15 protein-coding genes are annotated in these 21,180 nt (G+C 63.1%); 8 read left to right on the top strand and 7 right to left on the bottom strand.

Going from position 1 to position 21,180, the window contains the following annotated elements; genetic code table 11:
- Positions 1 to 144 precede the first annotated feature (144 nt).
- Positions 145 to 468: a ComEA family DNA-binding protein gene (locus IFT76_RS01545; RefSeq protein ID WP_192057189.1), complete on the top strand. Its 324-nt coding sequence runs from the start codon at positions 145 to 147 to the stop codon at positions 466 to 468.
- Between the two features lie 15 nt (positions 469 to 483).
- On the opposite strand, the gene IFT76_RS01540 is transcribed toward IFT76_RS01545, so the two are convergent.
- The gene (locus tag IFT76_RS01540) at positions 484 to 1,764 is read right to left on the bottom strand and encodes a glycosyltransferase (RefSeq protein WP_192057188.1); all 1,281 of its coding nucleotides are present in this window, start codon (positions 1,762 to 1,764) and stop codon (positions 484 to 486) included.
- A gap of 449 nt (positions 1,765 to 2,213) precedes the next feature.
- Between IFT76_RS01540 and IFT76_RS01535 the strand changes: the two genes are divergently transcribed.
- The 7 genes from IFT76_RS01535 to IFT76_RS01505 all read left to right on the top strand — a co-directional run bounded on the left by IFT76_RS01535 (position 2,214) and on the right by IFT76_RS01505 (position 9,694).
- Positions 2,214 to 2,675, top strand: coding sequence for a histidine kinase (locus tag IFT76_RS01535; RefSeq protein WP_192056215.1), 462 nt, complete (start codon positions 2,214 to 2,216; stop codon positions 2,673 to 2,675).
- A 188-nt stretch (positions 2,676 to 2,863) separates the two neighbouring features.
- Positions 2,864 to 4,159: an MFS transporter gene (locus IFT76_RS01530; protein WP_122478330.1), complete on the top strand. Its 1,296-nt coding sequence runs from the start codon at positions 2,864 to 2,866 to the stop codon at positions 4,157 to 4,159.
- 283 nt (positions 4,160 to 4,442) lie between these two features.
- The gene (locus IFT76_RS01525; RefSeq protein WP_192057187.1) at positions 4,443 to 5,441 is read left to right on the top strand and encodes a 2-dehydro-3-deoxygalactonokinase; all 999 of its coding nucleotides are present in this window, start codon (positions 4,443 to 4,445) and stop codon (positions 5,439 to 5,441) included.
- Between the two features lies 1 nt (position 5,442).
- Positions 5,443 to 6,066 (top strand): 2-dehydro-3-deoxy-6-phosphogalactonate aldolase, encoded by a 624-nt coding sequence (locus IFT76_RS01520; protein ID WP_122800155.1) that lies wholly within the window; start codon positions 5,443 to 5,445, stop codon positions 6,064 to 6,066.
- A 173-nt stretch (positions 6,067 to 6,239) separates the two neighbouring features.
- Positions 6,240 to 7,388, top strand: a complete 1,149-nt coding sequence (gene dgoD / locus IFT76_RS01515) for a galactonate dehydratase (protein ID WP_122478323.1) — start codon at positions 6,240 to 6,242, stop codon at positions 7,386 to 7,388.
- A 145-nt stretch (positions 7,389 to 7,533) separates the two neighbouring features.
- Entirely contained in the window at positions 7,534 to 8,844 is a 1,311-nt protein-coding gene (locus IFT76_RS01510) for an MFS transporter (RefSeq protein ID WP_122478321.1), read from the top strand.
- A 58-nt stretch (positions 8,845 to 8,902) separates the two neighbouring features.
- The gene (locus IFT76_RS01505) at positions 8,903 to 9,694 is read left to right on the top strand and encodes an IclR family transcriptional regulator (protein WP_192057186.1); all 792 of its coding nucleotides are present in this window, start codon (positions 8,903 to 8,905) and stop codon (positions 9,692 to 9,694) included.
- 770 nt (positions 9,695 to 10,464) lie between these two features.
- On the opposite strand, the gene IFT76_RS01500 is transcribed toward IFT76_RS01505, so the two are convergent.
- The 6 genes from IFT76_RS01500 to IFT76_RS01475 form a co-directional block, all read right to left on the bottom strand.
- Positions 10,465 to 10,956 (bottom strand): REP-associated tyrosine transposase, encoded by a 492-nt coding sequence (locus IFT76_RS01500; protein WP_122476859.1) that lies wholly within the window; start codon positions 10,954 to 10,956, stop codon positions 10,465 to 10,467.
- Positions 10,957 to 11,406: 450 nt separating this feature from the next.
- Positions 11,407 to 12,234: an iron uptake system protein EfeO gene (gene efeO, locus IFT76_RS01495; protein ID WP_122476861.1), complete on the bottom strand. Its 828-nt coding sequence runs from the start codon at positions 12,232 to 12,234 to the stop codon at positions 11,407 to 11,409.
- A 27-nt stretch (positions 12,235 to 12,261) separates the two neighbouring features.
- A complete protein-coding gene (efeB, locus tag IFT76_RS01490) occupies positions 12,262 to 13,575 on the bottom strand; it encodes an iron uptake transporter deferrochelatase/peroxidase subunit (RefSeq protein ID WP_192057185.1) in 1,314 nt (437 codons plus the stop codon).
- A gap of 315 nt (positions 13,576 to 13,890) precedes the next feature.
- Positions 13,891 to 15,084, bottom strand: coding sequence for an iron uptake system protein EfeO (gene efeO, locus IFT76_RS01485; protein WP_192057184.1), 1,194 nt, complete (start codon positions 15,082 to 15,084; stop codon positions 13,891 to 13,893).
- Positions 15,085 to 15,091: 7 nt separating this feature from the next.
- Positions 15,092 to 15,934, bottom strand: a complete 843-nt coding sequence (gene efeU / locus IFT76_RS01480) for an iron uptake transporter permease EfeU (protein ID WP_122476866.1) — start codon at positions 15,932 to 15,934, stop codon at positions 15,092 to 15,094.
- Between the two features lie 105 nt (positions 15,935 to 16,039).
- On the bottom strand, positions 16,040 to 21,133 hold the full coding sequence (locus IFT76_RS01475; RefSeq protein ID WP_192057183.1) for a dermonecrotic toxin domain-containing protein: 5,094 nt from the start codon (positions 21,131 to 21,133) through the stop codon (positions 16,040 to 16,042).
- Positions 21,134 to 21,180 lie beyond the last annotated feature (47 nt).

Genomic DNA, 21,180 nt, shown 5'->3' with positions numbered 1-21,180 from the left:
CGTCAGGTGCCCGCGCAGGCCGGGGCAGGGCCAGTGCGACACGTCGTGCAACACGGTGGCACTGGAACATCTGCCAGGCGGGGCTAGGGTTGGCAGGCGGCTCGGGAATGCCGCACTTCTCATTCAAGTCATGGAGCATAAGCAATGCGCAAGATCCTCCTTCCTGCACTGGCGCTGGCATTCTTCGCCAGCACCGCAGTGCCCATTCTAAGCTCGCCGGCCATGGCGGCGCCCGCCGCCTCGGTATCGGTTGCCCATCCGGTGCTGCCGGGCAGGGTCAACCTCAATACGGCCGACGCTGAAACCCTCAAGAAGGAACTCTCCGGGGTCGGCTTGACCAAAGCGACCGCCATCGTCAAGCACCGACAGACCTACGGGCCATTCGACTCGGTCGAAGAACTGCTCGAGGTTACGGGTATCGGCAAGGCCTTGCTGGATCGCAACCGCGACAAGCTGGTCGTCAATTGATGATCGGTCGCAGGCTCAGCTGGAGCTGACCAGACGCAGTTTGAACCGGTCGGGAATCACCGCCTCGACGATATCGGCAGCCCGCTGGGTGCCGCCCATCAGGTGGATGGCATCGGCCAGGTTCTCCAGGTCGGGCCATTGGTTCTCCAGCAGATGACGCATGTGTTCCGCCAACTCCCGGCTGCTGCAATGCCGGCTGGCGTGGACGCCGGAACCGCTGTAGGCCACCCGCGCCGCAACGCCTGGCTGGTCGGCGGCGATGGGCAAGGCCAGGATCGGCGTTTCTGCCACGACGGCTTCGAGCACGATGTCGAGGTCGCCGTGGGTCACCAGCACGTCGGCATACTGCAACAGCATGGGCTGATCGGCAAAATCCGTGACCCAGGTTGCGCCGTGCCGCAGCAGTTGATCGCTTTGCCGATGACTCAGCCCACCGCAATGCATGACCAGCAGTTGGGCATCGAGCAACTTGCAGGCCTGGGCAATGCGTTTGAACAGGCTCATGCGGTTGCCGTGGAGCCGGCCCAAGGTTGCGAAGACGAAAGGCCGAGCATTGTCCAACGTGTAGGGCAGGTGGTTGGTCTCATCGGACACCCGGCGCAGGGGGCCGACCTCATGGAACCATGGCGGCAGATTGGGCCGCGGAAAATCGAACTCCAGCACTGTTTGGCTGATTTGCGCGAGCGGCGACAGGCATTGATGCAGGCCCTCGCGGACGCTCAGCCCAAGTGCGACGGACTGACGGGCAATGGCTTTGCGCAACGGCTTCATGACCCAGTCATGCCGGCGCTCGGCGCGCGCATACCGCTCGATGGCTTCTTCGCCGCGCTCGTAGGGGTAGGGCAATACGGCCAACGGTACGGTGATGTCCTCGCGGTTGACCGGCAATGCGCAGGCGACGGACACGAACGGCAGGCCAAGCGACTCTGCCACCAGCCCGCCCGCTGCTTCCATCTGGTCGCACAGCACGGCGTCGATGCGTTCTTCGCGCAGAGCGTTGGGCAACTCTTCACAGAGCATCTGCGTGACTTGCGCCATATCGGCATAGGTACGCCGCTGGCCAAGCAAAGTGTCGACATTGGCTGCCAGTGCAAGGCTTTTTGCCAGGCTTCCGGCAGGAAAGCGTTCCTGGCCGACGCTGCGGAATTTGACCCTGTTGCAATGCAATAGATGACGTGCGTCGGGTTGGTGGAAGAACGTGACGCTGTGTCCGCGGTCGATCAGCTCCATTGCCAGGTTTTCAAGCGGTTGAAAGTGGCTCGGCAGGGGTGGAGCGATGATGGCAAAGCGGATCATTGTCGACTCCCGCGCGTTCAGGTGAACACAATGCGTCAGGTCCTCTCTCAACGGCAAGCGGGGCCTGCCGTACGCTGATGCAGCTAGCGTGAATCAGGGGAGGGTTCGAAGCTATGAGCGCAGGTCCTTGCCGCTCGTTCCGTGTTGTCACCGGAAATGTATCTGGAAACGGCGCTAACCGTCGGAAATATGCTGGGTAAACTTTAAGTAATAAAGAATTAAAGCATTACAAAACATCGGCTTGCAGACAATCTCAAATGTAGTTTGTGATTTATCGTCAAACGCTCGACGTTTTCCGTTTCGAACTGTCGTTTGGGAGAGTAAGCTTGCCGGCGGGCCACCCCCTGGGGGTGATGATCATTGGAAGCCGCGGGTTGAATTGCACCCGCTGTAGTGGCTTGGCGAGGCGGGTAAGGGATCGTCCTGCGCCGACGCCTGGGAAGTGGATGATGGCTGACAAGAGATTGCGGATTCTGATTGCCGACGAGTTGGACCAGCAGGCGGTGCAGATCGAACGAACGCTCAACAACCTGGGCTACTTCAGGGTGGTGCCGGTGGGTTCGCTCGACGAACTGCTGACCATGGTGCAAAGCGCTTACGAGCCTTTCGATCTGTTGATTGCCAACACTGACATGGCTGTGCGGTCGGGTGTCGATCTGCCGCGGTTCTGCAAGAACAGTGAGCACGTTCGCCATGCGTTGCTGTATGAGAGCCAGAAGCGGATCGAAACCGAACTGGCCGACCCTGGCGGTGAGCGGTTGAGCACCAGCGTCACGCAGCTGCCGGACCGCGACGCGCTGCAGACCTTCATGGCCATTGTCGAATCGCCCAAGGCGCCGCCGGAGCATCGCGTTCGCGTGATCGGCGATGGCATCCGCGTACGCAAGTCGCTCAGCTCACCGCCGCTGTAGGAGCCCTCGGGGTCCGCCAACCGGGCATTGCGGTGTATCTGCCAGTCTGCGGCGTTCCTTTCGCGGCCGATGACCGCTTCTACGGGATAGGCACCTCATAGCGCCTGCCACGCCTGACGGTTTTTGCTATCCTGCGCGCCTTTGACAGGCGCGAGGATACGCGCCGTCGGCCACCAGCGGACTTGCCCATGCCTGCCGATAGCTCTGCCCAGCCATTGCTGCTCAACCGCAGCGACCACAAGACCCTCGGTCTGGCGGCCCTCGGTGGCGCGCTGGAAATCTACGATTTCATCATCTTCGTATTCTTCGCCCTGACCCTCAGCCAGCTGTTCTTCCCGCCGCAGATGCCCGAATGGCTACGCCTGTTGCAGAGCTTCGGCATCTTCGTGACCGGCTATCTGGCCCGCCCGTTGGGCGGCATCCTGATGGCGCATTTCGCCGATCGTCTGGGGCGCAAGCGTGTGTTCAGCCTGAGCATCCTGATGATGGCGGTGCCCTGCCTGCTGATCGGCATGATGCCCACCTATGCGCAGATCGGTTACTTCGCGCCGCTGCTGCTGCTGGCCCTGCGCATTCTGCAGGGCGCTGCCGTGGGGGGCGAGGTGCCCAGCGCCTGGGTGTTTGTGGCCGAGCACGTGCCGCTGAGAAGACGCGGCTATGCCTTGGGGTTTCTCCAGGCGGGGCTGACCTTTGGCTATCTGCTCGGCGCATTGACCGCCACCGTGCTGGCGCGGGTGTACACCCCGCAGGAAATCCTCGATTGGGCGTGGCGTTTGCCCTTCCTGCTGGGCGGCGTATTCGGCGTGGTCGGTGTGTGGCTGCGGCGGCTGCTCAGCGAAACACCGGTGTTTCTGGCCATGCGTGCTCGCAGTGAGCAGGTCAGCGAATTCTCCCTGCGTACCGTGCTGCGTGAACACCGCGCCTCGTTGATCCCGGCGGTATTGCTGACGTGTGTGCTGACTTCGGCGGTGGTGGTGCTGGTGGTGATCACGCCGACGGTGATGCAGCAGCGCTTTGGCCTGGATGCACGGCACACCTTTGCGCTGAGTAGCCTGGGTATCGTCTTCCTCAACGTTGGCTGCGTGTTGGCTGGCCTGCTGGTCGATCGCATCGGCGCCTGGCGTGCGCTGGTCCTTTATAGCGTGCTGCTGCCGCTGGGCATCACCGCGCTCTATGCCAGCCTGGTTGCCGGGGTCGGCAGTCTTGCCGTGGCCTATGCGCTGGCCGGTCTGGGGTGTGGAGTGGTGGGTGTGGTGCCGTCGCTGATGGTCGGCCTGTTTCCCGCCAAGGTGCGTGTATCGGGCATTTCGTTTACCTATAACATCGCGTACGCGCTGTGGGCGAGTACCACGCCGCTGCTGCTGATCGCCTTGATGCCGTGGAGCCCGTGGGTCTGTGTGGGCTATTGCGTGGTGATGGGTGCGGTCGGTGTCGGCACCGCCTGGCTCTTCGGCAGACGCCGACCTCTTCAGGCCTACGCCTGACCTCAAACGAACCGGCCACCAGGCCGGTTTTTTTATGCCTGGATCCCAAGAATGCTGCGGTGCTGGTGTGGGAGCGGTCCGTGGCCGCGAAAGATTCACCGCGATTCAGCTGACACACCGCGGCGCTCTTTTCGCGGCCGATGACCGCTTCTACGGGAGATTTGTGCCTATAAAATCCCTATATGTGGGATTGATAATTATATATTGAGATTATCGTTCAAATGGATTTATAGTCGGCCATCACACACCGCCACTCACTACCAAAAACAAACAAGGTGAAGCGATGCAGCCGCAACTCGTTGCACTCGATTGGGGTACCAGTTCCCTGCGAGCCTATCTGCTCGGCCCTGATGGCCACGTACTCGACCAGCGTTCGCTGGATCGGGGCATCATGCAGTTGTCCAACACCCCCCGTAGCATATGCGGCGAACAGACCAGCGATGGTTTCGAGCTGACCCTCGATGAAGCCTGCGGCGACTGGCTCGATGCTTTTCCTGACGTTGCCGTGATCGCCTGCGGCATGGTCGGCAGCGCCCAGGGTTGGCACGAAGTGCCGTATTGCCACAGCCCGGCGCAGGCCGCCGATGTCGCAGCCGGCATGGCTCGCGTGCGTACCCTCAGGGGTATCTATGTGCATCTGGTGCCCGGCGTGCTGCAACGTTCGGCACTGCCCAACGTCATGCGCGGCGAGGAAACCCAGATCTTCGGCCTGCTGCAGTCGCTGCCTTCGGGCGAGCGCGACCAGACATTGCTGATCGGCCTGCCTGGCAGCCATTCGAAGTGGGCGAGGGTGGTCGAGCAGCGCATCGAGCATTTCGACACCTTCATGACCGGCGAGCTGTTCGCCGCAGCCAGTGCCCACACCATTCTCGGTCGCACGCAGAAGCGCAGTGCGTCGTTCGACAGCGCGGCGTTCGAGCGCGGTGTAGCCGTGGCGATGTCGCGTGAGGGCAGCATCGGCGTGCTGTCGACCATGTTCAGCGCGCGCAGCCTTGGCCTCACCGGCCAATTGGCGAGCAGTGAACAAGCGGACTATCTGTCTGGCCTGATGATTGGCCACGAGCTGCGCGCCCTGGCCGAAATGCTGCGTCAGCGCAGCGGGCAGGAATCGCTGCCGGCTGTGGTCCTGATCGGCAGCAGTGCGTTGTGCCAGCGCTATCGGCAGGCATTGGCCTTGTGTGGCTTCAACAGCGTCAGCCTGGCCGAACAGGCCACCGAACGCGGTCTCTGGAGCCTGGCGCTGGCCGCCGGGCTCGTCGCTCAACAGTTCCAAGAGGTTTGAAATGCTCAAGCAAGCAATGGCCCAGAACGGGCTGATCGCCATTTTGCGCGGCCTGCGCCCCGAAGAGTCGGTGGCCATCGGCGAGGTGCTGTACAGCGCCGGGTTTCGCATCATCGAGGTGCCGCTCAACTCTCCGCAGCCTTTCGACAGCATTCGGCTGTTGCGCAACAGTTTGCCCGCCGATTGCCTGATCGGTGCCGGAACGGTGCTGTCGGCCGAGCAGGTACTTCAGGTCAAGGCAGCGGGAGGGCAACTGATCGTCATGCCGCACAGCGATCCTTCAGTGCTCAAGGCGGCCAAGGAGGCCGAGATGTTCCTGGCGCCGGGCGTGCTGACACCGACCGAAGCGTTCGCCGCGCTGGCCGCCGGTGCCGACGTGTTGAAACTGTTCCCGGCCGAGTCACTGACGCCGGCCGTGGTCAAGGCCCTGTTGGCGGTGCTGCCCAAAGGGACGGCGCTGGTACCGGTGGGAGGCATCAGCCCGGACAACATGCAGCCGTTTCTCGACGCCGGCGTTGCCGGGTTTGGCCTGGGTTCGGGCCTGTTCAAGCCAGGCATGACGGTGCAGCAGGTGGCTGATAACGCAAAGGCGTACGTCCAGGCCTGGCAGTCGCTGAAAGGTTGACACGCTGTGCGCCCCTGTAGGAGCGGTCATCGGCCGCGAACAGGGCGCCGCGCAGTGACTGATCCACCGCGTCGCCCGGTTCGCGGCCACGGACCGCTCCTACGAAATCGATACGGGCGGTAACGGCAACATTTACAGACGCTCGAGCGTCCATCGAACAAGAGAGACAACAGATGAAAATCACCAAACTCACGACCTTCATCGTTCCACCGCGCTGGTGCTTCCTCAAGGTCGAGACCGACGAGGGTGTGGTCGGCTGGGGCGAGCCCGTGGTCGAAGGCCGCGCGCACACCGTGGCTGCCGCCGTTGACGAATTGTCCGACTACCTGATCGGCAAGGACCCACGCAATATCGAAGACATCTGGACCGTGCTGTACCGCGGCGGTTTCTACCGTGGCGGCGCCATCCACATGAGCGCCCTGGCCGGTATCGATCAGGCGCTGTGGGATATCAAGGGCAAGGCCCTGGGCGTTTCGGTCAGCGACCTGCTCGGCGGGCAGGTACGCGATCGGATCCGGGTGTACTCGTGGATTGGCGGCGACCGCCCGGCCGACACGGCGCGCGCGGCGAGCGAGGCGGTGGCTCGTGGTTTCACTGCGGTGAAGATGAACGGCACGGAGGAACTGCAGTTTCTCGACACGTTCGACAAGGTCGATCGCGCCCTGGCCAGCGTTGCGGCCGTGCGTGATGCGGTAGGGCCGAACGTGGGCATTGGCGTCGACTTCCATGGCCGGGTGCACAAGCCCATGGCCAAGGTGCTGATGAAGGAGCTGGATCAGTTCAAGCTGATGTTCATCGAAGAGCCGGTGTTGAGCGAGAACTACGAAGCGCTCAAGGAGCTGGCGCCGTTGACCAGTACGCCGATCGCACTCGGTGAGCGTTTGTACTCGCGTTGGGACTTCAAGCGGATTCTCAGTGAAGGCTATGTGGACATCATCCAGCCCGATGCCTCGCATGCCGGGGGCATTACCGAGACCCGCAAGATCGCCAACATGGCCGAGGCCTATGACGTAGCGCTGGCCTTGCATTGCCCGTTGGGGCCGATCGCGCTGGCGGCGTGCCTGCAGCTGGATGCGGTCTGCTACAACGCCTTCATCCAGGAGCAGAGCCTGGGCATTCACTACAACGAGAGCAATGATCTGCTCGACTATGTCACCCATCCTGAAGTGTTCGATTACGACAATGGGTTCGTGAAGATTCCGAACGGGCCGGGACTGGGAATCGAGATCAACGAGGAGTACGTGCGGGAGCGCGCAGAGATCGGCCATCGCTGGCGCAACCCGATCTGGCGCCATGCCGACGGCAGCTTCGCGGAGTGGTGATTCACCGCTGATACCGCGGCGCGGCCTTCGCGGGTAGCAAGCTCGCCGCCCGCCCCGCTCCCACACGGGCGGCGAGATTTCTACTCGCGAAGGCGTCCGCCCTGTCGCCGCAGCACCCCTCTACAAATACAATAAGAGGCACCCCATGCATACCCAATCCACTACCGCCGCGCCGGCGCTGGCGACGCCCAGCCGCAAGCGCTTCTTCATCATGGTGCTGTTGTTCATCACCGTGGTGATCAACTACCTGGACCGCAGCAACCTGTCCATCGCCGCGCCGGCGCTGACCAGCGACCTGGGCATCGATCCGGTGCACGTCGGCCTGATTTTCTCGGCATTCGGCTGGACCTACGCCGCCATGCAGATCCCCGGCGGCTGGCTGGTCGACCGCGTTCCGCCACGCATCCTCTACAGCGTGGCCCTGGCGTTGTGGTCCATTGCCACCGTCATGCTCGGCTTTGCCGGCAGTTTCATCGCCCTGTTCGTGCTGCGCATGGCCGTGGGCGCGCTGGAAGCGCCGGCGTACCCGATCAACAGCCGCGTGGTGACGACCTGGTTTCCCGAGCGCGAACGTGCCACCGCCATCGGCTTCTACACCTCGGGCCAATTCGTCGGCCTGGCCTTCCTCACCCCGGTACTGGCCTGGCTGCAACACGAATTCGGCTGGCACATGGTGTTCGTCAGCACCGGTCTGGTGGGCATTGTCTGGGCAGTGATCTGGTACGCGGTGTATCGCGAGCCGCGCGATTTCAAAGGCGCCAACGCGGCCGAAATCCAGCTCATCAGCGACGGCGGCGGCTTGGTCGACATGCAGAAATCGGCGCGCCAGGCCAAGGCCGGTTTCAGCTGGACCGACCTGGGCATCGTGTTGAGCAAGCGCAAACTCTGGGGTATCTACCTGGGCCAGTATTGCCTCAACTCGACCTTGTGGTTCTTCCTGACCTGGTTCCCGACTTACCTGGTGAAATACCGCGGCATGGATTTCATCAAATCGGGCATGCTCGCCTCGTTGCCGTTCCTGGCCGCTTTTGTCGGCGTGCTGTGCTCGGGGTTCTTTTCCGACTGGCTGATCCGTCGCGGTGCCAGCATCGGCCTGGCGCGCAAGCTGCCGATCATCGGCGGCCTGCTGATCTCGACGTGCATCATCGGCGCCAACTACGTCGATTCGACTCCGCTGGTCATCGCTTGCCTGGCGCTGGCCTTTTTCGGCAACGGCCTGGCGTCGATCACCTGGTCGCTGGTTTCGACCCTGGCCCCTGCGCGGTTACTGGGGCTGACGGGCGGGGTGTTCAACTTCATCGGCAACCTGTCGGCGATCACCACACCGATCGCCATCGGCTTCCTGGCGACCGGCGACTCGTTCGCGCCCGCGATCACTTACATTGCGGTCACGGCGCTGGTCGGGGCGTTGTCCTACATTCTGCTGGTGGGCAAGGTCGAGCGGATCGAGCTTTGACCCGATTGCGAGCAGGCGAACATAATGCGCCTGCTTTTACCTGACGCGAAGGTTGACCATGCAGGACGACATGCCCCCCGCCGCACCGACCGGCACCCAGACCCTGCTCCGCGGGCTGGCAGTGATCCAGGCCGTGGCCGGCGGCGCCCGTGATCTGAAAGAGATCGCACGGCGCATCGGCACCACGCGCAGCACCACCCACCGGCTGGTCAGTTGCCTGGTGGACGAGCGCTACTTGCGGGTGCTGCCCCAGGCGGGCTATCTGCTCGGGCCGCGGCTGATCGAGCTGGGCTTCCAGGCGCGGGACGAAGTGCCACTGGTGATGTTGGCCAGCCCTTGGCTGGATGAACTGTCGGCGCGAACCGGCGATACCATTCACCTGGCGATTCGCGACGGCGACGAGGTGCTGTACCTGCACAAGACCCCAGGGCGCAATGGCCCGGAGATGCGTTCGCGGGTAGGTCATCGCATGCCGCTGGCGCGCACCGGCATCGGCAAGGCGCTGATGCTCGACGCCGAGGCGGCCGAATGGCAGAGGCTGTTCGAACGGGGTGAGGCCGTTGCGGCGGAATCCGCCCTGTGGCCCGACCACCCGCAACTCACCTGGCCCCAGTTCCAGGCCCGTATGCAAACCTATGTAACGGGTCGCTATGCGTTCGACCTGGAAGACAACGAACCGTCGATCCGCTGCGTGGCTGCACCCATCCGCGATGCCAGCGGACAAATCGTGGCCGCGATCAGTGTCGCCAGCACGCTGCCTTACATGCCTGTGGAGAAGATGGAATCCCTGGTTCCTGTGGTCCAGAAAGCCGCTCACGCCATCTCCGCAGAACTCGGCGCTAGGGTGTAACCCCAGACGCTGCAGCGCTCTTTTCGCGGCCACGGACCGCTCCTACGCAGGGTTCGAGGACGCCGTTGGAGCGGTCATCGGCCGCGAAGGGGGCGCTGCGGTGTGTCTGGGAGACCGTAGCGCCTTTTCGCGGCCACGGACCGCTCCTACGCAGGGTTCGAGTCCGCCGTAGGAGCGGTCATCGGCCGCGAAGGGGGCGCCGCGGTGTGTCTGGAAGACCGCAGCGCCTTTTCGCGGCCACGGACCGCTCCTACGCAGGGTTCGAGTCCGCCGTAGGAGCGGTCATCGGCCGCGAAGGGGGCGCCGCGGTGTGTCTGGAAGACCGCAGCGCCTTTTCGCGGCCACGGACCGCTCTTACGCAGGGTTTGAGGGCGCCGTAGGAGCGGTCAGCGGCCGCGAAGGGGGCGCCGCGGTGTGTCTGGAAGACCGCAGCGCCTTTTCGCGGCCACGGACCGCTCCTACGCAGGGTTCGAGTCCGCCGTAGGAGCGGTCATCGGCCGCGAAGGGGCGCCGCGGTGTGTCTGGGAGACCGTAGCGCTGCGTTCGCGGCCACGGACCGCTCCTACGCAGGGTTCGAGGGCGCCGTAGGAGCGGTCATCGGCCGCGAAGGGGGCGCCGCGGTGTGTCTGGAAGACTGCAGCGCCTTTTCGCGGCCACGGACCGCTCCTACGCAGGGTTCGAGGACGCCGTAGGAGCGGTCATCTGCCGCGAAGGGGGCGCTGCGGTGTGTCTGGGAGACCGCAGCGCCTTTTCGCGGCCACGGACCGCTCCTACGGGCGTGGGGTTGAGCTGGATGGCTGGTAACCCTGCAGCCAAATAGCATCCCACAAAGGGTAATCGCCGACCCTTTTGACCAATCCTGCGCGCAGCGGGTTGGCGACAATGTATCTGGCACTGGCGAGTAAATCCTCCTCCTGACGCAGCGCTCGGTCGTGGAAGCCTGCCTGCCACAATTGGCCTGTTCTTGCGCACCGTTCATTGATTGCCTTGCTCGAGCGTGATTTGACCTGACGCATCAGGCTTTCCAGCGATGCGTCCTCAAGTTGCATCAGCCAGTGGAGGTGATCGGGCATGACAACCCAAGCCAGCGATTGTGCCTGGTTCCAGCGCTGGGCATTCATCATCTCCCTGACTACGCACCGTCCCAGTTCGAAATCCCGGAACAGGGGCGTTCTATGTTTCACAACGGCAGTCAGAAGATAGATGCCGCCACGCTGAGAAAAGCGGCCCGTACGTAACCTGCAATTTTTGTAGAGTGGCATGAGAGCCTCCATCCATGGCGGAGGTTTGAATGTAGCGGGCAGTGACCAGGTGGGTGGGGCGGATTGATGACTGTGTGTGTCCGCTACGGAGATCGAAATGACCGGTGATGAGTGTCAGGTTTGCACAGTGCCAGAAGCTTGAAGGAGCGGCGTGTAGCCGCGGATGAGATGCTGCGGGGGATCAGGGGTATTGCGTCGGTTTCTTCGCGGCCACGGACCGCTCCTACGCAGGGTTCGAGGGCGCCGTAGGAGCGGTCATCGGCCGCGAAGGGGCCTTGCGGTGTTTCTGATGTACCGGGTTGCGGGCTTCGCGGGCAGAGCCCGCTCCCACAAAAACAACCCTGCAAAAAAAACCCTACAAAAACAACCCCTGCAAAAAAAAACGCCCCTGACAAAAACGGCGCCCACGAAAAAGGGCCCTTGGAAGGGCCCTTATCACCAGCAGACGGCTCAGTTCAGGCCGAGTTTGCCGCGCAGGGTGGAGAGGTCTTCGGCGAGGGTGTTGACCGGGCCGATCAGTGCCTTGCGGTCGTTTTCCTTGACCTTGTCGTAGGTTTGGAAGCCGCCATCGGCAGTGCGGTACTTGGCCAGGATCTTGTCGACGGTGGCGAAGTTCTTGTCTACCTTGGCTGCGAACGCCTTGTCCTGGCCTTCGATCTGCGGACGGAACAGGTCGACGATCTTCTTCGCGCCGTCGATGTTGCCCTGGAAATCATACAGGTCGGTATGGCTGTAACGGTCTTCCTCACCGGACACCTTGGTCGCGGCCACCTCTTCGAGCAGTGCGGCGGCACCGCCGACCACTTTCTCCGGCGGGAAGGTCAGCTCGGCGATACGGTTCTGCAAGTCCTTCACATCCTTGAGCAGACCGTCGGCCAATGCATCCAGGCCCTTGGTGGTATTTTCCGAGTACAGGCTGTATTCCAGTCGATGGAATCCAGTGAAATCTTCCGCCTTCACACCGGCTTCATGGTCATCGACACGCGAATCGATCGACGCATCCAGGTCGCTGAACAGCTCGGCGATCGGCTCGATGGCCTCGTAGTGCACACGGGTCGGCGCATACAGCTTCTTGGCGGTGGCCAGGTCGCCTTTCTTGATCGCGTCGGTGAACCTGGCGGTTTCCACGGCCAGTTGATCGACCTTCTCGGTCACGTAGATCTTGTAGTCCGAAACCGGCCCTACCAGGTCCAAAGGCGACTGGGTCGCGGCAAAGGCCGACAGCGGAGCGTTGAACAGGCCAAGGGTCAGCAGCAGAGCGAGTGGCGTCTTTGTCATGAGTGGTTCCCCGGTTGAATCAAGTGGTCATGCAGTGGTGGTGAGGTTCTTGCTCTCAGCGAGCAGGCTGCGGCCGATGAAATCCTGGGCGCTGGTCACCCCTGGCAGGGTGAAGAAATAACCGCCGCCCACGGGCTTGAGGTATTCCTCCAGCGGTTCGCCGTTGAGGCGGGTCTGCACGGTGATAAAGCCTTTTTCCAGATCCGCCTGGTAGCAGATGAACAGCAAGCCCATGTCCAGCTGGCCGTTCTTGTTCACCCCGTTCGAATAATTGAAGGGTCGACGCAGGATGAGGTTCTGCTGCGACTCGGGGGTGCGCGGATTGGCCAGGCGAATGTGCGCGTCCAGCTTGGTCAGCTTGCCTTCGGGATCTTTGCCGTAGTCTGGCACGTCACTTTCGAGCCGGCCGTCCATGGGCGCACCGGTGGTTTTCACCCGGCCGAAGATATTCTCCTGCTCTTGCAGCGGCGTGCGGTCCCAGCGTTCGACGAAGTTGCGGATGATGCGCACCGCCTGATAACTGCCATGCTCGGCCCAGGTTGGCTCGTCGCTGCCAGGCTGCACCCATACCAGCGCATCCATCAGCCGGGTGTCGTTGGAGTCCGGGTTGGCCGAGCCGTCACGAAAGCCGAGGAAGTTGCGCGCGCTCTGTTCAGGCTCGCCAGGTTTGGCAGGCGCCTGCGGCGGCACCGTACCTTCCTGTTTCCATCGCACGAAAAGCAGGTCGGGCAGGTTCTTGACGATGTCGCGCAGGGCGTGGATGTTGCTGTCCGGGGTATTGGCACAGAACTGCAGGGTCAGGTCACCGTGGCATTGATCCGCTTCCAACGCATCGTTGGGGAAACCGACCATCCGCGACAGACGTTTGGGCTTGGCATCGGCGAGGCCGAAGCGCTCGTCGAACAATGACTCGCCCACCGACACGGTGATGGTCAGGTTGTCTGGCACCACCACCGGGCCAAGGATGCCCGAATCCACCGGCGGCAGCTTGGGGTCGACCTGCGCCACGGGGCCGCCAGCCATCAGGAAGCGGATGCGCTCGTCCAGGGTGCGGAACAGGCGCTCCAGGTCTTCGCGATCACTGGCCAGTACATCGAATGCCACCAGCATGCCTGCGGCTGGCCGCGGTGTGACGATCCCGGTCTGGTGCACGCCCTGGTAGTCATGGCGGTCCTGGGTCTTTTCGCTTTTTGGCGCTTCGGTGACCTTGGCGGCGGGTGCGGCCATCGCCGGGCAGCTCAGGCCGGCACCGGCCAGTGCCGCACCGGCGGCGCCCAGGCCCAGCAGCACGCGACGGCGCTGGGCGTCGATGGTCGGATTCGGTTTGTCGGCGTTGCTCATGATCGTTTATCTCGTCGCTGTTTCATTCACTTCAACGTCTTTCGCACCGCAGGTACCGCCGACGCGGCTCGCGCCGCTGCTACAGAGATCGCGCTGCCAATGCGGCTTGTCGTAATCCCTGTAGCAGCGGCGCAAGCCGCGTCCGGGTTCAGCGCGGTCAGCCAGTTACACTGCAGGTGCCGCCGACGCGGCTTGCGCCGCTGCTACAGAGAGCGCACTGCCAATGCGGCTTGTCGTAATCGCTGTAGCAGCGGTGCAAGCCGCGTCTGGGCTCAGCGCGGTCAGCCAGTTACACCGCCGGTACCGCCGACGCGGCTACAGGGTGGAGAGGCCCAGCGCAGGGTCGATGCCGTCGAGGGCATCGGCCAGGGCCTTGGCCTGGGCAGCGATCCGCTGGCGTTGCTCGGTGCTGACCGTCTCGTAGCTCTGATAGCCGTCGCCGCTGCGCAGGCTCGCCAACTGCATGGCCAACTCATCCGCCGCCTCGTCGATCCGCGGCAGCAACTCGGACGCGGACTTCGTCAACAGTGGACGCAGCAGGTCGACCACCTTGCGCGCACCCTCCAGATTGGCCGCGAAGCCATTCAGGTCGGTATGGCTGTAGCGCTCCTCTTCACCCTGGCTACGAATGTCCGCCAGCCCGTGCAGGTTGCGCGCAACGATGCTCACCAGTTGTTCGGGAGGCAATGGCTGCGCCAGCAGCTGGCGCCTCAGTTCAGTGACATCGCTGGCCAGTTTCTGCGCCACCGGCACCAGACCCTCCACGCTGTTCTGCTGGAACAGGCCGTACTCCAGGCGGTGGAAGCCACCGAAAGCCGTGTCCTGTTCGCGCTTCTCGTAGTAGTCGGCGCGGGCATTGATGGCATTGTCCAGTTCGGCCAGGCGTTGCGCGGCGGGCGCGATACGTTGATAGGCGGCTCGTGCCGGGGCGTACAAGCTGCGAGCCTGCGCCAGATCACCGGCGACAATGGCCTGGTTCAAGGCGTCCACGGCGCGAATCAGGGCGCTGCCCTGGGTTGCCAGGTACACCCGGTATTCCGACAGAGGGCCGACGAAAGCCACCATCGACGGCCGCGCCTTGGCTGCAGCATCGGACTCGGCCGTGGGCGTGACCTTCAAGGTGCCGCGCGGATTGCTGAGCAGGCCGCAGGTGATCTGATAATTCCCCGGCTGCAGGTTGGCGTTGATCACCTGGCTCAGGCCGGGCGCGATGTTCTCGCGCTCTTCGACCACCAGCACGCCATCGAGGATTTCCCATTCCACCGCCCGCTCGGAGCGGTTGACGATGCGAAAGCTGTTGCGCCCCGCGGCCACGGTGAGCGCGGCCGGCTCGCAGTTGTGCGGATGGATGTTCACCACGATCTCGTTCTGGGCGCTGGCCTGACGTTTGCTCGAAGCGACTTGCGACGCGTAGTAGAACAGGCCGCCGGCGGCGATCATCACGACCACCGACGCGGCGAGCGCCATACGCATCAGGCGCGGCGGGGCGCCATTGACTGGGTTGGACATGGAAGCCTTACTGATGAGTGGCGGGGGAGGAGTTGACCTGCGCCGGCGCGGCATGGGGCATGAAGAACGCCACCAGGGCCACCACCAGATAGATCAGGTATGCACCCAGGGTGCTGATCGTCGGTGCGTCCTGATAGCCGAACATGCCGGCCAGTACCGATCCGATCGGACCGTCCATGGGCAGGGTGGCGCTGATGTCGAAGACCACGCTCTGCAAGCTGTTCCAGACCCCTGCTTCATGCAGGGCCATGACCGAGTTGGCGAGAATGCCCGCCGCGACCACCAGAATGAACAAGCCGGTCCAGCGAAAGAACAGCGACAGGTTCAGGCGCATGCTGCCCGAATAGATGGCAAAGCCGATGGCCACTGCCAGCAGCAGGCCGAGCAGGGCGCCGATGGGCGCACCGGGACCTTCGCTCTGCTGGAACACGGCGAGTAGGAAAAATACGGTTTCCAGGCCTTCGCGGGCGACTGCGAAGAACACCATGGCGATCAGCGCGGCGACCTGGTGGCGAGAGCCAGTCAGGGCTTGGTCCAGGGCTGCCTGCAGCGAGTGCTTCACCGAGCGGGCGACCTTGCGCATCCAGAACACCATGGAGGTGAGGATGACCACGGCCACCAGGCCGATGAGCGCTTCGAACAATTCCTGTTGCTTCTGCGGGAATTCCGCGCTCATCAACTCAAGGCCGCCGCCCACCAGCAGGGCCAGGGCCGCTGCGAGGAAGACGCCGATCCAGACCGCTGGCATCCATTGACCGCGACCAGTCTGTTTCAGGTAGCTGGCGATGATGCCAACGATGAGCGCGGCTTCAATCCCTTCGCGCAGCATGATCAAGAATGGAACCAGCACTTCGCACCGTTCAACGAGTAATTAGGATGCTAACTTGTAACATAATGATACTCATTATTAAACAGCGTGCTTGATGTTTGCGCCGAATGGAAGCTGAACAAATCTTCAGGAAGAGGGCGGCGTGAAGACCTCCTGCCCCAGGCGGAAAACCAGCAGTGTGACTGAATCGGCATTGGCCAGAATCAGCTTCGAACGCACCTCGGGGTCGGTCCGGAAGGCCACGCGGGCATCGGCAAGGTGGGTCTTGCCTGTCAATTGCAGGACCGTTTTGCGCTGACGCCCATCGCTGGGACGAAAATCGCGTCGACCACTGGAACCCGGGCGAGTGAACAGTTTTGCAACCGGCGTACTCAAGGACAACCCTTCCTGGCGAATCTTGAGCAGGCTGCGCGCATACACCTGCGCCTGCCCATACATGCCGCCCAGGTCATCATAATGCTGGTGCAGCGGCAGAAAGGTGTCGAGGTAGGCCAGGTCCACGGTCTTGAGCACCTGATGGCTGAGCTCGTGCAGCAGCGATGCGGCTTGATGGTGCGCGTACAACTGCGCCTGGGTGCGTTCATGACTGGAATACATCATGGTCTCGATCGGCAGATCGAAGAATTTTTCCGTCAGGAATATGCGTTGCTGCGGATCGCCCTCCCAGACAAAGGCGTGGTTGCCCTCGTGGCCCTCCTCATTGAGCCCGTCCCAATAGCGGGGCGAGGAGTGTGGGTCCAGTGCATCGCTGGTCAGTGCGTCGAGCAACTGCACACAGCTGCTGCGCAGACGTTGCAGCATGGCCGGCGTGACGTCCACTTCGAACACGTCGGTCAGAATCTCCAGGGTCTGTGCCGGCAGCGGTACGTGGGGGGATTTCTGATTGAGATTTTGCAGCGCATTGCGCAGGCAATCGACCGCATGGGCATGGGCGCGCACGATCATCTGGTGATGACGAGGGTAGCGCTGGCGGATCTGATCGGTGCCTTCGGCCAAGGTGATGAATACGTCGGGAATGTTGATGTCGGTGATCCAGGTGTCGTAGTTGTCCATCAACGAATACCCGGCCCCCATCCGCGCGATCTCGAGATCGGCGTGCCACTTCTGCTGGCCATCCAGGGTGATGGTTGGCCCTTCACGTCCTTTGCTGACGATGTACCAACCTTGCTCGGCGCGCTTGACCTCCATCACCCGGCCATCGACCACGGCATAGCGGTGCGCGAGGTCGGCGGTTTCATACATGTTGAGCAGGGCGTCGTAGTTGAGTCTGTTCAATGCCACATCGTTGGCTTCCAATGCGGCCAGTGCCGCACTCAGGCCGCCGAAGCGCCGGCCTGCCACCAGCGCCCTGGGTGCGTGTTCGGCATTTTCGGCGGCCTGGATCTCGCGCTTGAAATGCTCGGCGCCACGGCGCGCGCCGACCACCGAAGCCAGGGCGGCAATGAAGTCGGCCAGGGCCTCGCCCCAGCGCCTGCGTCCCATCGCCTTGACCGAATCGTTGAGCAGCTGTTGCGACTGATAAAGCGCCACCAGGGACCCGACGACGCTGGGTAGAATCATCGCACCTTGCTCGATGCCCAGTTTCACGATGTGACAGAAAGCATTCCAGCTCGCTTCTCCCGAGGACATGGTCTGCTGGCGTGCCAGCAGTTGGATGAGCTGGAGATTGTCTTCGAACAGATAGTACAGAGCGTTGCCCTGTTCTGGTTGATCGAGCAGGACGATGGCTGGCGGTTTGCCCAGTCTCTGACCGTCGTTGACTTCGGTGGTCCAGGGGATATGGGGCTCGGTGAATCCCGAGTGCTCATAGCGTGAATGAACGTCTTCAGGCAGTCGGCTCAGGATCTGTGCCTGAAGCGCGGTGTTGGTCTTGATCTGCTCCAGCAGCTGCGCGCGCGATGCGTACTCGCGAATGGTCTCCGACTCGCCATAGCAGGTGTAGAGCACGACCGGACCACGGTCGGGTTGCACCGGCGCAATCAGGTACATGCCGCAGGCAATATCGGCTTTCATGCCCACGTCCGGGATCAAGCCCAGCGGCCCCAGGGTGATCCGCTGACCGTTCAAGGGCTCGCGAGCCACACCGTCTGGCATCTCTACCACCTGGGCGATCATGTCGGTCGCCGTCGTACTGATCTTGCCCTGCATCTCCCGTTCGAGTGCGTTGCGCACCATCTGCGCCGGCAATGCCTTGACGAACAGCAAGCGGCGCAAGGGATAGTCTCCGGACTGTCTGGACAGCTTGGCGGCCAGCAGCTTGCGGTACTCGCCACCCACATCCGCATCCTTGACCACCTCGCGCACCTGGTGCGTGGTCGGTACATCCATGATCAACGAGGGCGGGTCGAGGCTGATGTGCATCTCGCTCGACACCGACCCGGAGAATTGGCTGATCGCCCATTCGGTCAGGGTTTTGGTCCGGCTGACGAGCGTACCGGTACCGAGCATGCCGCCAATGCTGACCCCGCCGCCGCTGGTGTCGGTCAGCTTGATCACGACCCGATCAGGATCACTGGGGCCTCCTGGCCAGACCTTGGCCATGGAGGCGCGCAGACGGTCTCGCGAGAAATCGTCGATGAAGGGGATTTGCGCCAGATAATTGCTTTTCCTGTTGGCGGTTGCCAGGCAGCGTCCGAGAATGTCGGCGTAGCGGGCGAGTTGGCTGGCGCTCGCGCGCTGGATCCAGGGGGGCAGCAGCTCGGCAAGCTGCACGTTCGCCGCATCGACGGCCAGACGGTCCAGGCCAACGGTGAGCATGTTGTCGGCGCGGCTGTAGTCTGCATTGCGCTGGAACAGCGTGGCGGAAAACCCGCATTGGACGGCCAGCGCCATGTTGACGCCCAGACCGGTCAGCTGACGATGGCTTTCCAGCGCATCGAGCTCGGTAATGAAGTCGCCGGTCAGCGCACGGGTTTCCACGTGAATGCCGGATACGGGAGCGGCCTGGAAGTGTTCCAGGACTGTCGCGATCAAGGCCGGATCCAGGCCGTTGAGCCAGCGGGTACGGGCGTGCGGATGACGGGCCGAAGCCGCCACGGTTTTCTTCAGTTGCTGCAGCGAGTCGAAGGCGAACAGCCCGTGGTCGCCGGACCACATCAATACCGGGCTTGCAGGCTTTGAATGGCAGTGCAGCACGAACATGTCGGCCAGCGGGATGGTGTTCGTTTCTGAAGGCACCCTCAGATAGATGGCATGCACGTCGGTGTCGGCAGCATTGCGCAAACGGGCCGTGGGATAGTCGAGTGCAGTGGCGAGCAGTTGCAGCAGTGTCTCGTCGATGCTGCCCTCACGCCGGGCGACGGCCAGGCTGGTGCGCAGGCCGAGTTCACGCAATGCCCGCCGTTGACCTGGCAGGTCATAGGCACCCAGGCAGGGTGGTTGCGGTGCGGACATCTGCCGGCGCACCAGGCCGCGGTAGGTTTTCGTCAGTGCCGGACTGCAGGCCAGCACGAGTTGTTCTATATGTTCGACGTCGGGCCAGTTGAGCTCGATGCCTGCCAGGTTCAACACTCGATCCGCCGAGGTCAGTGGCGCGATGATGGCGCCGCTGGTCCGCTCCAGAAAGTAGTCGACCAGCCCGATAGCCGCCAACTCCGGTGCTCCATCAATGTGGAGACGCAACTCGTCGGCCGGTAGCGGGGACTGCATCGCCAGCAGGCCGGGTGCGAACAACAGGCGCACACCGTCTTTGACCGGGGAGACGCAGTGCATGGTCGATCGCTGCCAGCTGCGCAGGGTCTCGATCTGCAGCAGCCAGTTGCTCTTGGCCTGATTCGTGGAAGGCTCGACTGCCTGCAGGGCCAGGGCGGTGATCGGTCGCTCGCCACTGAGCCAGTGCAGCCGAGGGTGTGCCAGCTTGCGCAGATCCAACGCTTCGGCGACCGCCAACAGCGGAGAAGGGCGCAGGGCTGACGCGTTGCCGAACACCTCCTGCACCCGGCGCCGTTGCAAGTCGATCAAGCCGTCGGCCAGGGTCTGGAACGCTTGCCCGGTCAGCGCCAGGCGCTGGGGTACAGGCCGAATCATCGCGTTGAACAATGCTCGATCGCTTTTGATCAGCCGCAGGCTGTCGCTCGCCCCGGCGACCAGCCCTTGCAGGTAGTCACCCAGCGCCTGCAGGTCGGCACAATGCGACAGACCCTGGTCCGTGCTGAAGATGTAGTAGCCGAGGCTGGCCTGGTCGGCGTCGCTGATGATCAGCGTGCCTGGCCAGGCCACGGGCTCGTCGTTCAGCGCCTGGTCGGCGTTGAACCGAAGGGTTTCCAGGCGCAAACCGGCAGGCGCTGGCGATGTCGCCACCGATTTCAGCAGCTCCAGTTGCGCGTTGCTCGCATGCAGATGGCTTTGCGCCTCGAGCACTGCACTCAGGTAGGCAGTCTGCAGGCTCCGACCCAGGCCATCGCGCAGGCTGCCGCGCTCGTTGTCGGGGTTGGCGCGCCAGAAGTCGGCCAGCGCAGCGCTGTAGTTTTTCGCCAATCGTGAGTTGGTGGCCATCAGCGTACTGCGGTAGCAAAGCGCATCGGCGTCACTCAACGTCTGTCCATAGACGCCGAGGAAACGATGTTCGCAGTCGGGTTGCGGTGAGTCGGCGAGCAGGTCCAGAGCGGTATCGAGCAAGCGCTGCACGTTGACCACTGCCTGGGTCTGGCGGTCGACACGATGCACTTTGTGGCTGCGCGGGATGATCGGGTCGCTGGCAGGCATCGCAGTGCGCAGCGCTGCGGTGAGGTCGCGGTCGAGGATATCGCCAAGCAGCGGCAACTGATGCCAGGTACGGTCGATGGCTTTCAGGCGCCGCGCTTGCGCCAGAATGATCGCTTTCATCCAGCGCTTGAACGGTGATTGGGTCACTGACACCCATTTCGGCTCGCGCGTGCTGGTCGGCCGAGCCCCGGCTTCGGCCTGCAACCGCGCCAACAGGGCATCGCGCAGGGCGGCACTGCTGGTGAACGGCAGGATGCCTGTGAGTGGCGAGTAATAGTAGGCCGCCGCAAGGTCCGGATCGGTGCGCGTGATGCGCAGTCCGCAGAACACGCCGGGATCGGCATTGCCCAGCAGGCAGACCTGCATGTCCGGCGCAATGGTGGGGCGATCTGGCAGGCCCCGCAGCCAGTCGTATTCGATGACACTCAGTTGTTCGCTTTCAAATGCCTGGGTGAGGTGGCGGGACATGCACTGGGCAAGTTGACGCGAGTGAAACCAGGGGAGGGTATTGACCATGATGCGCTCCATCGAAGGAACAGGCGGCAGGTGCCGGCCTGAGAGCG

This window comes from Pseudomonas sp. CFBP 13727 (assembly GCF_014841915.1).
Classification (GTDB): domain Bacteria; phylum Pseudomonadota; class Gammaproteobacteria; order Pseudomonadales; family Pseudomonadaceae; genus Aquipseudomonas; species Aquipseudomonas baltica.
The sequence above is the reverse complement of the archived record's forward strand: the minus strand, read 5'-3'. Positions and strand labels throughout refer to the sequence as shown.